The organism is Streptomyces sp. NPDC002130 (genome assembly GCF_040296465.1).
GTDB lineage: Bacteria > Actinomycetota > Actinomycetes > Streptomycetales > Streptomycetaceae > Streptomyces.
On sequence record NZ_JBEOXI010000215.1, the window covers coordinates 1 to 14,078 of the forward strand.

Consider the following 14,078-nt stretch of genomic DNA (forward strand, 5'->3'; position numbering starts at 1 on the left):
GTTGACCTTCAGAAGACCTTCCATGTCTTCACCCGAACTGATGAGGCTCCCGTTTATAATCACGCCGATTCCGTCAATCCCCAGGTCGTCACCTCCACCCGTGTGGACATCGGTCACGTTAAACTCGTCGTCGTACGAGTCGGAGATCACACAATAGTCGGCGAATAGCTCGAAGGCGTCCGATTCGCTCAGTTTCTCGATAGACTGTTCGGTGCGGAAAGCGTCCAGATATGCCTTGGTTACACGGTCCATCGATCCCCCGCACAGTGAGCGTAATAGCTGATTAGCGGATTCTACCCTCGTATAGCGGCGAAGCGAGGCCGTTTCGCGACATCTGGCGCTCCGGTCGCTGTGTCGGTTGCTGCGGATCTGCATGAGCCGCTCTGAGGTTCGATCCACGGTCTTGGGGCGTGGTCGTGAGTTTGGAGCGGCTCGCCTACCGCCGGATCCGGCAGGCGAGCCGACAGCGACCTGTGCTTCGGACCCGTCCCGGTGCCTGCTGGTGGGGCAGGTGCGGGGCGAGGTAACGGAAGGTAGGCATTGGTACTGCTCAGCTGCTGACCACGCGCAGACCGCGGCCGGCTCATGGCAGGTCTTCGGTGGGTCGCTGGTTTTCGGGTTTCGATGACCTGCGCTCAGCACCGATGCGACCATCCTCGGATGGACGCATCGGTGCTCAGTGCGCTGGTAGGGCTGATTGGTGTAGGAGCAGGTGCTGGCGCTACGTTCGGCGGGGTCGTGTATCAGCAGCGACATGGCACCCGGGAAGCAAGGACCGCGAGGCTGCGGGGCGAAGCGGTTGCAGCAGCAGAAAAGATCCTGGCCGAGCTGCTGGCTATGCAACACAGCCTGCGGCTGGGCTCGTACGGTGCCGCCGAGGAGGAGCAGCGCGCCTACCGGAGGGCCTTGCAGCACCACCATGCAACGATCCAGTTGCATTCGCAGTGGCTGCCCGATGCCGAACTCAGGTCCCGACTCACTGTCAACGCCTTATATACACAGATCGGGCCGATCGGCGATTCCCGTAGCGACGTCGAGCGTCGCGGGCACGGAATGGCTCTGTGCGCGGACAGTATTGCCTGCCTCGGTGCCTTTCTACGTTCTGAGGCCCTTCCCGTGCGCGATGCCTACGTCGATCAGATACTTGCCCGCTGGCCTGAGGGGCAGGAGCTGCACACGTTCATCGTCTCAGGTCCCCCCGTGGAGACTGATGAGACTCCGGCTTCTTCTACTTAGCGCAACTTGGAGGTAGCGCCCCCGCATCGGTGTGCCGCAGGTTGTGGCCCAACGATCGCAACAGGAAGCCGCGCGGCCTCGGCGTGCTCGCGTGGGGAACTTGTGGGGCAGCGAGGCAACATCAGGTAGGAAGACGCAAATGAGCGCCTGAGCGCCGCGCGGTGTGTAAATCTGCCGGCTCAGCCTTCCCAGGTTCGAATCCTGGCGCCGCCACACTGGGGAAGACCCCCTCTGATCAGGTTGTTCACCTGGTCGGAGGGGGTTTGTCGTTGCCTCCTCCTGGTCGCCCCGCCGCCCCCGGCTCCCCCCCCCCCCCCGGGGCGTGAGCATGATCACTCCACCTCGCGGGCCGGAGGGCATGACCGCGTCAGATAGGCTGCCGCCTCTTTGTAACGGCACCCTTCTGAAGAGGTGTAATGAAAACAGGCAGACGAACCGTCGCGGTGGCCACGCTCGTGGGGGCGCTGGGGCTCTCGGTGCTGAACGCGCCGGCGGCCCAGGCGGCGGACACCGGTATCACCGTGTCGGACATCGTCATCAACAACGGCAAGCCGATCGTCGTCGGCACGACGAAGGTGGTGGAGCCGCCCATCAGCTTCAACATCGCGCTGCCCTCCGGGTACAGCACCTCAGACCCCTCCCGCTACGACGCGTACCCCTTCCTCTACCGCGGCAGCATCACGACGGCGGCCGACTCGGGCGAGAACTTCATCCAGCCGGGCGGCTACACCTGCTACGAGATCGACTCCAAGCACGCTCGCTGCGAGGGGGACCTCTACATCGACCCGCACCCGAGCCAGGAACACGTCGACTCCAACAGCGACGCCACGACCTGGAAGGTCGGCGTCTCGCTGAAGCTGTGGAAGGCCGACGGCGGCCTCAAGACCGGGGAACTGGAGACGCGGTCCACGACCGCCCAGCTGAAGCGCGCGGCCAAGGCCACCACCAACGCCTCGCCGGAGCCGGTCACCAAGGGCAAGACGATCACCGTCACGGGCAAGCTGACCCGGGCGAACTGGAGCACGAAGAAGTACGACGCCTACAGCGGCCGTACGGTCAGCCTCCAGTTCCGCGCCAAGGGCACCGACAGCTACAAGACTCTGAAGAAGGCCACCACCAGCAGCACCGGGGGACTGAAGACCACGGTCACCGCCTCGGTCGACGGCTCGTTCCGCTGGGTGTACTACGGCAACTCCACGACCGGCGTCGCCACCAGCGCGGCCGACTACGTCGACGTGCGCTGACGCCCTCGGCAACCAGGCCGGGATCGCGGGTTCAGCTTTCCCTGGCCCGGCTATTGGCGCCGTAACACCGGCGAAGCCCTTTCTCATCTCCGGAAACGCAGATGAGAGAGGGCTTTCCGCTTCCCTCGCGTCGACGTTCCCTCATCACATCGACGTCCCCGAAATCGACGTTCTTTCAGCTCAACGGTCGTGCGCAGCGGCCTGTTTGAAGGCCTCTGACCTGCCGTTACGTAGAGAAGTGAGAGGCTTCGGCGCACATGAGAAAGGCAAGGAGTCACCTGCTCCTTGCCACTCTCAACGTATAGCGCAAGGGGGGCCTTGCGGCAAGACCCCTGTTGTGCCGCACAATCTTCGGCCTGAAGTCAGAAACGGGCGAAAATTGGGGTCTGCCTTGATCGATGTGGTCATTTCCGGCGGTGGCCCGACCGGAATGATGCTGGCCGGGGAGCTGCGGCTGCACGGCGTGCGTGTGCTCGTGCTGGAGAAGGAGGCGGAGCCGACCCCGTACGTTCGCGCGCTCGGACTCCACGTGCGCAGCATCGAGATGCTGGACCAACGCGGGCTGCTGGAGCGCTTCCTCGCCGAGGGCAGCAAGCACCCGCTCGGCGGCTTCTTCGCCGGGCTCGCCAAACCGGCACCCGGCCGGCTCGACACCGCGCACGGGTACGTCCTCGGCATCCCGCAGCCCGTCACCGACCGCTTGCTGGCCGAGCACGCGGCCGAGCTCGGCGCCGAGATCCGGCGCGGCTGCGAACTGGTCGGCCTCAGCCAGGACGACGACGGTGTGACCACCGAGCTGGCCGACGGCACGCGACTGCGCTCCCGCTACCTCGTCGGGTGCGACGGCGGCCGCAGCACGGTGCGCAAGCTGCTCGGCGTCGGTTTTCCCGGCGAGCCCTCCAGGGTCGAGACGCTGATGGGCGAGATGGAGGTGGCCGCGTCGCCGGAGGAACTGGCGGCCGTGATGGCCGAAGTCCGCAAGACCCACTTCCGGTTCGGCGCCATGCCGATCGGAGACGGGGTCCACCGTGTCATCGTGCCCGCCGAGGGCGTGGCCGAGGACCGCACGGCCCCGCCGACCTTCGAGGAATTCAGGCAGCAGCTGCACAAGTTCGCCGGCACCGACCTCGGTGTGCACTCCCCGCGCTGGCTCTCCCGCTTCGGCGACGCCACTCGGCAGGCCGAGCGCTACCGCACAGGCCGGGTCCTGCTGGCCGGCGACGCCGCGCACGTCCACCCGCCGACCGGAGGGCAGGGGCTCAACCTCGGTCTCCAGGACGCCTTCAACCTCGGTTGGAAGCTGGCCGCCGAACTGCGCGGCTGGGCACCGGAGGGGCTGCTGGACAGCTACCACACCGAACGCCATCCGGTGGCCGCCGCAGTGCTGGACAACACCCGCGCGCAGATGCACTTGCTGGCGCCCGAGCCGGGGCCGCAGGCCGTGCGCCGGCTCCTGGCGGAGCTGATGGACTTCGAGGACGTGAACCGGCTCCTGATCGAGAAGGTCACCGCGATCGCCGTCCGCTACGACTGCGGCGAGGGCCACGAACTGCTCGGCCGGAGGCTGCGGGACGTGCGGTTGCAGCGGGGCCGCCTCTACGAGCGGATGCGTGACGGCCGCGGGCTGCTGCTCGACCAGACCGGCGGCCGGCTCTCGGTGGCGGGCTGGTCGGACCGGGTCGATCACGTCGTCGACGTCAGCGAGGAACTCGACGTGCCCGCGGTGCTGCTGCGGCCGGACGGACACGTGGCATGGATCGGCGACGACCAGCAGGACCTGTTCGAGCGGCTGCCGCGGTGGTTCGGATCGGCGACCGGCTGAAGCGGCTTCGTGCGGCCGGTGGGGGTGGTGCGGCATGCGGGCGGGCCGGGCGCCCCACCCCCGGCCGGCGCCCGTCACCCCCACCGGCGCGCGTCCCCCAGCACGGCCCCCCGGGCCCACCCTCCCCGGACGCCCCCGAGCCCACCCTCCCCGGACGCCCCCGGGCCCGCCCTCCCCGGCACGCCCCGGGTGCGCCCCCAGCCCCCTCGCATACCAGCCCGCCCCCCCCCGCATCCCCCGGGCGGCCTACTCGCCGCCGGCGTGGGCCAGTTCGATGTCGTGGTCGTCCACACCGGTACCCGGGACGGTCAGCGGTGTCGCGCGGGGCGGGTAGCCGGTCGCGATGACCGTGTACGCGCCGGTGTCCAAGTCGGAGAAGGCGTACGCACCATCGTGGCCGGTGCGGGTCGTGGCGACCACGTTGCCCGCCGCGTCCACCAGAGTCACCCGCGCGTCGCTGAGCGGTGCGCCCCCTGCGCGCACCGTGCCCCGCACCTGCGCGCCGGGCCGCAGTTCGAGCGCGACCCGGGTGGTCCCGGCCCCGCCGATCTCGACGACCTGGGCCAGCGGCCGGTGCTTGGGGGAGTTGACCGCGAGGGTCACCGGCCCCGGCACCAGGTCGGTGACCGCGAACTCGCCCAGTACGTCCGTCCGACCTGTGGCCAGCACCTCCCCGCGCGCGTCCGTCACGATGACCACGGCCTCGGCGACCGGCGTCCCGCCGTCCGCGGAGCGCACCACCCCGGCGAGGCCGCTGGTGCCGCTCAGCAGCACGTCGTACACCATCGGTTCACCGGCCACGACGATCGTGGAGGCTTGCGGCTGACAGCCCTCCGACGCGGCGATCAGGATGTACGATCCGGCGCCCGGAGCATCCACGCCGTACGAACCGTCACCCCGCGAGACCGCCCGCCCGAGCTGCTTTCCGCCCAGCGAGATCAACGTCACCGCGGCCCCGCCGACCGCCGTCCGATCGGCCCTCAGCACACGGCCCCGCACGGGGACCCCGGCCGGGTCGGCACCGGTCACGGCCACCCCGGCGGGCGCCTCGGCAACCGGCTCGCCCCCGACCGAAGTCGCCGCCACCGGTTCCCCACCGACCGAACCCGTCGCAACCCCCGCCTCGGCCACGCCGGCTTCCGCCCCTCCCTGACGCGGGATGAACGAGGCGACCGCGAAGGCGAGCAGCGCGGCCCCGGCCCCGACGGCCAGGACGACCTTGAACCCGTCCTGGGACGGCAGGGGCGTCCCACCGAAGTCCGTCGTCATCTGCGCGAGGATCACCCCGGCCACCGCGCTGGCGGTCGACGTACCGATGGAGCGCATCAGCGTGTTGAGGCTGTTCGCCGCACCCGTCTCAGAAGCCGGCACGGCGCCCATGATGAGCGCGGGCATCGAACCGTAGGTGAAGCCGATACCGGCGCCGATGACGCAGGTGACCAGCACGAAGTGCCAGAGCTCCGACATCAGCACGATGTTCAGCCCGTATCCGGTGGCCACGATCACCGCACCGACCATCAGGGTGATCTTCGGGCCCCTGGCCCTGGACAAGGCGGCGGGGACGGGAGCCGTGGCCATCATGACCAGGCCGGAGGGGGCCATCGTCAGACCGGCGGATCGGGATGCGAAAAACGTGAACGGGGGCACTGAAAAAGGGCCGTCGCCGCAGGGGAGAGGCATGGCTGTCCGACCCGCGCGGCACACTGGCCCCATGTCCTCCCGCCGCAGACTCTGCCCCGAGTGCCGCGGCGAGATCGCCGTCGTCGCCGGGCGGTACGCACGCCACGACCCGCCCGGCGCTCGCGAGCACGGCGAACTCACCTCGTGCCCGGGCTCCCGCCGCCAGGCCCGCCCGGGCCCGGAGCAACCGTCCCTGGACGGCTACACGGTCCCGGACTTCCCCGGCCAACTGCCCCTCTTCTAGGACCTGACGAGTCGCCGGCCGCGAACCTCAGTTCCCGGCCACCGACTTCACCGCCACGGACACCGGTACCGGCCCGCCGATCAGCTCCAGGGTGAGCCCGGCCGTCGCCGAGGTGTCCACCAGCTCCGCCAGCACGGCGGCCACGTCGTCGCGCGGGATCGGACCGCGGCCCGTGCGCGCCTCCAGCCGTACGAGACCTGTACCGGCGTCGTCGGTGAGCTGGCCGGGGCGCAGGATCGTCCAGTCCAGGGCGTCCAGACCGCGCACGTACGCGTCCGCCTCGCCCTTGGCCCGCAGATACACGTCGAAGATCTCGTCACCCTGGTGACGCGGGTCGGCGCCCATGGACGACACGACCACGAAGCGCCGCACGCCCGCCCTCACCGCCGCGTCCGCGAAGAGGACCGCCGCGGCCTTGTCCACCGTGTCCTTGCGGGCCGCCCCGCTGCCCGGCCCCGCGCCCGCCGCGAAGACCGCGGCGTCGGCGCCCCTGAGCCGCTCCGCGACCTCGTCGACGGACGCCGACTCCAGGTCGAGCACGACCGGTTCGGCACCGGCCTGCCGTAGCTCGTCGGCCTGTTCGGCCTTCCGGATGATCCCCGCCACTTCGTCCCCGCGCGCGGCGAGCAGCCGCTCCAGCCGCAACGCGATCTGACCATGACCACCAGCGATGACAATGCGCATGCCTTCGACCGTACGCCTCGACAGCACCGTGCGCCGCACGACTTGGGCCGCGCCCCGCCGCAGGCCTACGGCACTTCGCCCCACCCCAAGCCCGAGGCACCTCGCTCCGCCCCACGCCCATGGCACCCTCGCCCCGCCCCCAGGCCTACGGCACCGCACCCCACCCCGGGCCAAGGGACCCCTGCCCGCCCCCAGGCCTACGGCACCTCGCCCCGCCCCTGCCGCGGCAGCCCCAGCTCGACCGAGGCGGCCGAACTGCAGTACTCGCGCACAGCGCTGGTCCGCGCCACCACGCGCCCCTGGTGCACGACGATCCGGCTGTACGCCAGGGACAGCACCCCCGCGAGCCGTTCCCCGCGCACCGCGAGCAGCTCGGCAGGGAAACCCGCCTCCACCCGCACCTCCGGCAGCCCCAGAACCGCCCGCACCGAGGAGCTCACCGCGTCGTACGCCTCCTCGGGCGGCAACCCGTAGCGCGAGGCCAGCAGGAAGGCCGCCTCCAAGGGATCACCGCGCCCCACGGGGTTGGACACGTCCCGCAGCGCCCCGCTCCCGGCGGCCACCCGCACCCCGGCCGCGCGCAGCAGCCGTACCGGAGCCGCCCCGCGCCGGTCGACGCCGCCGCAGCCGCCCTGCGGCAGGCACGCCACGGCCACCCCGGCCGCCGCGAGTTGGTCGGCCGTCCGCGAGGCCACCTCGGAGGGCAGCCGGCCGAGGTCGCCGCACGGGCTGAGCGTCACTCCGGGACGCAGTCCGCCCGCCATCGCGGCGAGCCGGGCCAGCCGGGCCGGGTCCCCGGCGTCCGTGTGCAGGTCGACGGGGCAGCCGTGCTCGGAGGCCATCTCCAGGACCGCTTCCACGTACCCCGCCGGATCCGGGTCGAGGTCCGGCCGGCCCCCCACCACCGAGGCGCCCATCTTCACCGCGTCCCGCAGCATCGCCAGCCCGTCCGCACCGGCTACCCCGGTCAGCACCCGGGGCATCGCCACCGTCGTCAGCTCCGCAAGCCCCCGCAGTGCCCGCCGCGCCTGCAGCACGGCCGTCAGCGCGCCGAGGCCCTGGACGTCCCCCACGCGCACGTGCGCCCGCACCGCCGTCGCCCCATGCCCGAGCTGGAGCAGCGCGGCCTCCGTCGCCCGGCGCTGCACGTCCTGCGGCTCGTACGAGACCGGCCCGCCGGTGTCGGCCGACAGGGCCGTGTCGGCGTGGGCGTGCGGCTCGGCCGGAGCCGGCAGCAGCAGATAGCCACTGAGGTCCACACGCGCCCCGCACGCGCGCGTGCCGCCCGCTCCCAGGCTGCCGGCCGTGCCGACCGCCTCGATGCGCCCGCCGCACAGCCGTACGTCCACGGTCCGGCCGTCGGTGAGCCGCGCCCCGCACAGCAACAGCGACGACGGGTCGGCCGGACCCGGCGAGGACGACGGGGGCGGTGGTGGCTGCGGCCGGCTGTCGGGCATCGCACTCCAGGGGCTCGGGCTGCGCACGGGAGGACGCGTGATCACGCAGAGTGAGACGAGCCTAGGACGGCCCTACGCCCCTGGCGGGGAGGAGCGCAATAGTCGTACCGGCGTGGTCCGCGCACGGTCCACCCATGTCGGCTCGGTCCGTTCAAGGTCCGTTCAAGGTCCGCTCATGGGACGGGAGGCGTTCACGAGGCTGCCGGGAGGACGCTCCGAGCGCCCGGGGCGGGTGCCTCGAAACGGATTTGGGCGAACGGCGGCCGAGCGTGTAATGTCTTCATCGCTCGCCCCAATAGCTCAGTCGGCAGAGCGTCTCCATGGTAAGGAGAAGGTCAACGGTTCGATTCCGTTTTGGGGCTCTGGTGTGACTGGTTCCGTCGCGAGGCGGGGCCGGACCACATCAAAGCGGTGTAGCTCAGTCGGTAGAGCAAGCGGCTCATAATCGCTGTGTCACCGGTTCAAGTCCGGTCACCGCTACTGACAGTAGCCGATTGCGGGGTCGGTCCTTCGATCGGCTACTCTTTCTTGCGTTAAACAGTCCATCCGTTCGTCTTAGGAGCACTCACGTGGCTGCCACCGACGTCCGCCCGAAGATCACGCTGGCCTGCGTGGAGTGCAAGGAGCGGAACTACATCACCAAGAAGAACCGGCGTAACAACCCGGACCGTCTTGAGATGAAGAAGCACTGCCCGCGTTGCAACGCGCACACCGCGCACCGCGAAACGCGATAAATCAGGCTCGTACGCGAGGCCGTTCCCGAGTGATCGGGGGCGGCCTCGCGTCGTTGAGGTACCCGTACCGGTCAGTAGAGCTACCAGGAGGTGCCGGGCCATGGCGCTCGACCAGTCCTTCGTTGGGCGGACGTACCCGCCCACCGCGCCCTACGAGGTGGGCCGGGAGAAGATCCGTGAGTTCGCCGAGGCGGTCGGGGACGACAACCCGGCGTACACGGACGCGGAGGCCGCCAAGGCGCTCGGCCACCCCGATGTGATCGCCCCGCCGACCTTCGTCTTCGCGATCACCTTCAAGGCCGCCGGCCAGGTCGTCCAGGACCCGCAGCTCGGCCTCGACTACAGCCGCGTCGTGCACGGCGACCAGAAGTTCGCCTACCGCCGCCCGGTCCGCTCCGGCGACCGGCTCTCGGTCACCTCCACCATCGAGGCGATCAAGTCCCTCGCGGGCAACGACATCGTGGACATCCGCGGTGAGGTGTACGACGAGGCCGGCGAGCACGTGGTGACCGCCTGGACCAAGCTCGTGGCCCGCGCGGCCGAGGAGGCGTGAGCGACCCCATGACCGCGAAGATCTCCTACGCCGACGTCGAGGTCGGCACCGAACTGCCCCCGCAGACCTTCCCCGTGACCCGAGAGACCCTCGTCCGGTACGCGGGCGCCTCCGGCGACTTCAACCCGATCCACTGGAACGAGAAGTTCGCCAAGGAGGTCGGCCTGCCGGACGTCATCGCGCACGGCATGTTCACCATGGCCGAAGCGATCCGGGTGGTCACCGACTGGACCGGCGACCCGGGCGCGATCGTCGAGTACGGCGTCCGCTTCACCAAGCCCGTCGTCGTCCCGAACGACGACCAGGGTGCCGTGATCGAGGTGGCCGGCAAGGTCGCCGCCAAGCTCGACGACAACACGGTCCGCGTGGACCTGACGGCGACCAGCGCCGGGCAGAAGGTGCTGGGCATGTCCAGGGCGGTCGTACGACTGGCCTGAGACGGTTCGCGAGACGATGTAAGGGGCGCTCACCAATGCGGGGCGCCCCTTACGCATGGCGCGGGCACAGCACCGCTTGACAGAGTTAGTGATTGAGCACTAACTTCATTTGCATGGCCAGGATGAGTGCGGAAGAGCGGCGCGAGAGCGTCATCCGGGCGGCGACGACCGAGTTCGCCCGCGGTGGTTACCACGGCACCTCGACCGAGGCGATCGCCCGCCGGGTCGGCGTCTCGCAGCCCTATCTCTTCCGGCTGTTCCCGGGCAAGAAGGCGATCTTCCTTGCGGCGGCCGAGCGGTGTGTCGAGGACACCATCCGGATGTTCGCGGAGGCGGCCGAGGGGCTGGAAGGCGAAGAGGCCCGCCATGCCATGGGTGGCGCGTACGTCGAGGCCATCTCCGAGCAGCCGGAGCGGCTGATGATGCAGATGCAGATGTATCTCGCCGTGGCGGCCGCCGAGGAGGAGGGGGACCACGAGTTCGGTGAGGCCGTGCGAGCGGGCTGGATGCGACTGTGGGACACCATCCACCTGCCGCTGGGTGCCGACGCTCACGAGACCACGACCTTCCTCGCGCAGGGCATGCTCATCAACTGCCTCGTGGCCATGGGCTTCCCGGCCGATCACCGGGTCTGGGCGGGGCTGTCCCCGTCGGACTCCGACAGCTGACACGACAGACGAGGATGCCGGACATCTTTCATGACCTCGAAAGTTAGTAATCAATAACTAATCGATCACCGCACACACTCCATGGGGGAGCGATGTCACAGCAGACCGCACGTCGCGGGGGAGCCGCCTGGGCCCTCGTCATCACCAGCGTCGCCGGGTTCATGGCGGCACTCGACAACCTCGTCGTCACCACCGCCCTGCCCTCCATCCGTGAGGACCTCGGCGGCGGCCTGCACGACCTGGAATGGACCGTGAGCGCCTACACGCTCACCTTCGCCGTCCTGCTGATGTTCGGCGCGGCCCTCGGCGACCGCTTCGGCCGCCGCCGGCTGTTCATGGCCGGGCTCGCCGTCTTCACCGGTGCCTCCGCCGCGGCGGCCATGGCGCCCGGCATCGACTCCCTCATCGCCGCCCGGGCGGTCCAGGGCGCGGGTGCAGCGGTGATGATGCCGCTGACGCTCACCCTGCTGACCGCCGCCGTGCCCGCCGCCAAGCGGGGTATGGCGTACGGCATCTGGGGTGCCGTCAACGGACTCGCCGTCGCCTCCGGGCCGCTCGTCGGCGGCACCCTCACGGAACACATCTCCTGGCAGTGGATCTTCTGGCTGAACGTCCCGCTGGGCCTGGCCCTGCTGCCGCTCGCCCGGCTGCGCCTCGCCGAGTCCCACGGCACCGGAGCACCGCTCGACGTCCCCGGCACCCTGCTCGCCAGCGGCGGCCTCTTCGGCATCGTCTACGGCCTGGTCCGCGGCCCCGCCGACGGCTGGACCGGCTCCCTCGTCCTGACGGGCCTGTTCGCGGGCTCCGCGCTGCTCGCCGGCTTCGTCCTCTACAGCACCCGCGCCAAGAACCCCATGCTCCCGATGAGGCTGTTCCGCTCCCGGGCCTTCGCCGGCATCAACGCGGCCAGCCTGCTGATGTTCCTCGGCATGTTCGGCTCGATCTTCCTGCTCAGCCAGTACATGCAGGGCGTCCTCGGCTACTCGCCCACCGAGGCGGGCCTGAGGATGCTGCCCTGGACCGGCATGCCGATGCTGGTCGCCCCGATCGCCGGCATCCTGGCCGACCGCATCGGCGGCCGCCCGGTCGTCGCCACGGGCCTCTTCCTGCAGGCCCTGGGCCTCGGCTACATGGCGGTGGTGGCCACGGCCGACGCCTCCTACGTGTCCCAGCTGCCCGCCCTGATCATCAGCGGCGTCGGCATGGCACTGTTCTTCGCCCCCGCCTCGCATCTGGTGATGTCCAGCGTGCGGCCGTCGGAGCAGGGCATCGCCTCCGGCGCCAACAACGCCCTGCGCGAGGTGGGCGGGGCGCTCGGCATCGCCGTCATGGCCTCGATCTTCGCGGCCCAGGGCGGTTACGAGACCGGCCAGACCTTCGTCGACGGCATGCGGCCCGCCCTGGTGACGGGCTCCGCGGTGGTCGCACTGGCGGGCATCGCCGCCCTGCTGATACCGACCCGGCGGCGCATCGAGCGGCAGGCGGCCCCGGCCGAACCGGCACCGGTACTGGAGACGGCCGCCCACTGACCCCGAAGGACCCCGACAAGGAGAAGCGGCATGCCCACTCTTCCCTGGACCGTCCCGAACACCCCGCCCCGCGACACCGAGGTGCACGTCTTCGCCTCCCGCTTCGAGACCCGCACGCTGTGGGGAGCCCTGAAGTTCCTCGCCGGGACGCCCGCCGTCTGGCGGCAGGTCCGCCGCAGCCCCGGCGCCTACGGAACGACCCTCAAGGCGAAGCCCCTGAAGCGGACCTTTTGGACCCTGTCCGCCTGGGAGTCCAAGGACGCGCTGCACGCCTTCGTCCGCGCCGGTGCCCACGGCCCCGCCTCCCGGGGCCTTGCCCCGCAGATGAGGGACGCGTCCTTCACCACGTGGCAGGTGAACAGCGACGAACTCCCGCTCTCCTGGTCCGAGGCGCTCCGCCGTCTGCCCTGAGAGCCACCACTCACCCGTGCGGCCCCTTTCCCGCGAAAGGGGCCGCACGCACGCGTGCCCGGCGCCGTCAGTCCCGTCTCGTACTCTTGAGCCCGTGCAGGAACTCCACGACGCCCCCCTCGCCCCGCTGACGACCTTCCGGCTGGGCGGCCCCGCGACCCGGCTGCTCACCGCGACGACGGACGACGAGGTGATCGCCGCCGTCCGCGAAGCCGACGAGACGGGCACCCCGCTGCTGCTCGTCGGCGGCGGCTCGAACCTGGTCATCGGCGACAAGGGCTTCGACGGCACGGCCCTCGTCATCGCCACCCGGGGCTTCTCCCTCGACGGCACGACGCTGGAGCTGGCCGCCGGCGAGGTATGGACCGACGCCGTCGCCCGCACGGTCGAGGCGGGCCTGGCCGGCATCGAATGCCTGGCCGGCATCCCCGGCTCGGCGGGCGCGACCCCCATCCAGAACGTCGGGGCGTACGGCCAGGAGGTCTCCTCCACGATCACCGAGGTCGTCGCCTACGACCGCCGCACCGGCGACACGGTCACGCTGGCCAACGAGGACTGCGCGTTCTCCTACCGCCACAGCCGCTTCAAGTCCGACCCCGAGCGGTACGTGGTCCTGCGCGTCCGCTTCTCCCTGGAGGACGCCGAAGGCCTGTCCGCCCCCCTCCGGTACGCCGAGACGGCCCGTGCCCTCGGTGTGGAGCCGGGCGATCGCGTCCCCCTCGCGCAGGCCCGCGAGACGGTGCTCAAGCTGCGCGCCGGCAAGGGCATGGTCCTTGACCCCGAGGACCACGACACCTGGTCGGCAGGCTCCTTCTTCACCAACCCGATCCTCACGGACACGGACTTCGAGACGTTCCGCGCCCGCGTCCGCGACCGGCTCGGCGACGGGGTGGAGCCCCCGGCGTACCCGGCCGGCGAGGGCCGTACCAAGACCTCCGCGGCCTGGCTGATCGACAAGGCGGGCTTCACGAAGGGGTACGGCGAGGGTCCGGCCCGCATCTCCACGAAGCACACCCTGGCGCTGACGAACCGCGGCAGCGCGACGACCGAGGACCTCCTCGCCCTGGCCCGTGAGGTCGTGGCCGGAGTACACGAGGCGTTCGGAATCACCCTGGTCAACGAGCCGGTGACGGTCGGGGTCAGCCTGTAGGTACCCGGCGTCGCTGCTGGGGCGGGGTGGGTGCGCAACTCGGCGCGACGAGGTGCCGCCTGCGCCCACCCGTGCCGCCCTTAGCGGCACGCATGCCCGCAGGCTGAGCGGACCCGCAGCCGCGTACGGCGAGCAGGGGTCGTGTCGGGGGGTGTCCGCCCGCAGCGGTTGGCGCGTCAACGGACAGTCAGTCGGCACGCAACCCCATCGCGCCGTTCCGAGGACGGAC

At 70.6% G+C, this 14,078-nt stretch carries 14 protein-coding genes, 2 tRNA genes and 1 pseudogene; 13 read left to right on the forward strand and 4 right to left on the reverse strand.

Annotated elements, in window-relative coordinates:
• Nucleotides 1–252, reverse strand: a 252-nt coding sequence (locus ABT116_RS31290; RefSeq protein ID WP_351640704.1) for a hypothetical protein, incomplete at its 3' end; no start/stop codon positions are given.
• Nucleotides 253–660: 408 nt separating this feature from the next.
• Here ABT116_RS31290 and ABT116_RS31295 point away from each other — a divergent pair.
• The 3 genes from ABT116_RS31295 to rox all read left to right on the forward strand — a co-directional run bounded on the left by ABT116_RS31295 (nucleotide 661) and on the right by rox (nucleotide 4,302).
• On the forward strand, nucleotides 661–1,236 hold the full coding sequence (locus tag ABT116_RS31295) for a hypothetical protein (RefSeq protein ID WP_351640705.1): 576 nt from the start codon (nucleotides 661–663) through the stop codon (nucleotides 1,234–1,236).
• A gap of 416 nt (nucleotides 1,237–1,652) precedes the next feature.
• Complete coding sequence (locus ABT116_RS31300; RefSeq protein WP_351640708.1) at nucleotides 1,653–2,480, forward strand: hypothetical protein; 828 nt, start codon at nucleotides 1,653–1,655, stop codon at nucleotides 2,478–2,480.
• A 391-nt stretch (nucleotides 2,481–2,871) separates the two neighbouring features.
• Complete coding sequence (gene rox / locus ABT116_RS31305) at nucleotides 2,872–4,302, forward strand: rifampin monooxygenase (protein WP_351640710.1); 1,431 nt, start codon at nucleotides 2,872–2,874, stop codon at nucleotides 4,300–4,302.
• Between the two features lie 246 nt (nucleotides 4,303–4,548).
• Here rox and ABT116_RS31310 read toward each other — a convergent pair.
• Nucleotides 4,549–5,916 (reverse strand): annotated as a pseudogene (locus ABT116_RS31310) (MFS transporter); the annotation flags it as partial.
• Nucleotides 5,917–6,013: 97 nt separating this feature from the next.
• On the opposite strand from ABT116_RS31310, the gene ABT116_RS31315 reads away from it, so the two are divergent.
• A complete protein-coding gene (locus tag ABT116_RS31315; protein ID WP_351640716.1) occupies nucleotides 6,014–6,226 on the forward strand; it encodes a hypothetical protein in 213 nt (70 codons plus the stop codon).
• 27 nt (nucleotides 6,227–6,253) lie between these two features.
• Here ABT116_RS31315 and ABT116_RS31320 read toward each other — a convergent pair whose 3' ends face one another.
• Nucleotides 6,254–6,910 carry an NAD(P)H-binding protein gene (locus tag ABT116_RS31320; RefSeq protein WP_351640717.1) on the reverse strand — a complete coding sequence of 219 codons (657 nt, stop codon included), beginning with the start codon at nucleotides 6,908–6,910 and terminating at the stop codon, nucleotides 6,254–6,256.
• A 197-nt stretch (nucleotides 6,911–7,107) separates the two neighbouring features.
• The gene (locus ABT116_RS31325) at nucleotides 7,108–8,367 is read right to left on the reverse strand and encodes an amidohydrolase family protein (protein WP_351640719.1); all 1,260 of its coding nucleotides are present in this window, start codon (nucleotides 8,365–8,367) and stop codon (nucleotides 7,108–7,110) included.
• Nucleotides 8,368–8,656: 289 nt separating this feature from the next.
• On the opposite strand from ABT116_RS31325, the gene ABT116_RS31330 reads away from it, so the two are divergent.
• From ABT116_RS31330 to ABT116_RS31370, 9 genes are all read left to right on the forward strand, one after another.
• A tRNA-Thr gene (locus ABT116_RS31330) sits at nucleotides 8,657–8,729 on the forward strand.
• Nucleotides 8,730–8,774: 45 nt separating this feature from the next.
• Nucleotides 8,775–8,847: transfer RNA gene (locus tag ABT116_RS31335), tRNA-Met, on the forward strand.
• An 89-nt stretch (nucleotides 8,848–8,936) separates the two neighbouring features.
• Nucleotides 8,937–9,101, forward strand: coding sequence for a 50S ribosomal protein L33 (gene rpmG, locus ABT116_RS31340; RefSeq protein ID WP_003948671.1), 165 nt, complete (start codon nucleotides 8,937–8,939; stop codon nucleotides 9,099–9,101).
• A gap of 100 nt (nucleotides 9,102–9,201) precedes the next feature.
• On the forward strand, nucleotides 9,202–9,654 hold the full coding sequence (locus ABT116_RS31345) for an FAS1-like dehydratase domain-containing protein (protein ID WP_351640722.1): 453 nt from the start codon (nucleotides 9,202–9,204) through the stop codon (nucleotides 9,652–9,654).
• A gap of 8 nt (nucleotides 9,655–9,662) precedes the next feature.
• On the forward strand, nucleotides 9,663–10,091 hold the full coding sequence (locus ABT116_RS31350) for a MaoC family dehydratase (RefSeq protein WP_351640737.1): 429 nt from the start codon (nucleotides 9,663–9,665) through the stop codon (nucleotides 10,089–10,091).
• Between the two features lie 113 nt (nucleotides 10,092–10,204).
• The gene (locus ABT116_RS31355) at nucleotides 10,205–10,759 is read left to right on the forward strand and encodes a TetR/AcrR family transcriptional regulator (RefSeq protein ID WP_351640723.1); all 555 of its coding nucleotides are present in this window, start codon (nucleotides 10,205–10,207) and stop codon (nucleotides 10,757–10,759) included.
• A gap of 92 nt (nucleotides 10,760–10,851) precedes the next feature.
• On the forward strand, nucleotides 10,852–12,288 hold the full coding sequence (locus ABT116_RS31360) for an MFS transporter (RefSeq protein WP_351640726.1): 1,437 nt from the start codon (nucleotides 10,852–10,854) through the stop codon (nucleotides 12,286–12,288).
• A 30-nt stretch (nucleotides 12,289–12,318) separates the two neighbouring features.
• Nucleotides 12,319–12,699 (forward strand): DUF3291 domain-containing protein, encoded by a 381-nt coding sequence (locus tag ABT116_RS31365; RefSeq protein ID WP_351640730.1) that lies wholly within the window; start codon nucleotides 12,319–12,321, stop codon nucleotides 12,697–12,699.
• Between the two features lie 94 nt (nucleotides 12,700–12,793).
• A complete protein-coding gene (locus ABT116_RS31370) occupies nucleotides 12,794–13,849 on the forward strand; it encodes a UDP-N-acetylmuramate dehydrogenase (protein ID WP_351640734.1) in 1,056 nt (351 codons plus the stop codon).
• Nucleotides 13,850–14,078 lie beyond the last annotated feature (229 nt).

Coding starts and splice junctions, on each gene's coding strand:
- ABT116_RS31300 (WP_351640708.1), top strand. CDS start 1,653: ATGAAAACAGGCAGACGAACCGTCGCGGTGGCCACGCTCGTGGGGGCG.
- ABT116_RS31315 (WP_351640716.1), top strand. CDS start 6,014: ATGTCCTCCCGCCGCAGACTCTGCCCCGAGTGCCGCGGCGAGATCGCC.
- ABT116_RS31350 (WP_351640737.1), top strand. CDS start 9,663: ATGACCGCGAAGATCTCCTACGCCGACGTCGAGGTCGGCACCGAACTG.
- ABT116_RS31325 (WP_351640719.1), bottom strand. CDS start 8,367: ATGCCCGACAGCCGGCCGCAGCCACCACCGCCCCCGTCGTCCTCGCCG.
- ABT116_RS31365 (WP_351640730.1), top strand. CDS start 12,319: ATGCCCACTCTTCCCTGGACCGTCCCGAACACCCCGCCCCGCGACACC.
- ABT116_RS31320 (WP_351640717.1), bottom strand. CDS start 6,910: ATGCGCATTGTCATCGCTGGTGGTCATGGTCAGATCGCGTTGCGGCTG.
- ABT116_RS31360 (WP_351640726.1), top strand. CDS start 10,852: ATGTCACAGCAGACCGCACGTCGCGGGGGAGCCGCCTGGGCCCTCGTC.
- ABT116_RS31345 (WP_351640722.1), top strand. CDS start 9,202: ATGGCGCTCGACCAGTCCTTCGTTGGGCGGACGTACCCGCCCACCGCG.
- ABT116_RS31295 (WP_351640705.1), top strand. CDS start 661: ATGGACGCATCGGTGCTCAGTGCGCTGGTAGGGCTGATTGGTGTAGGA.
- ABT116_RS31355 (WP_351640723.1), top strand. CDS start 10,205: ATGGCCAGGATGAGTGCGGAAGAGCGGCGCGAGAGCGTCATCCGGGCG.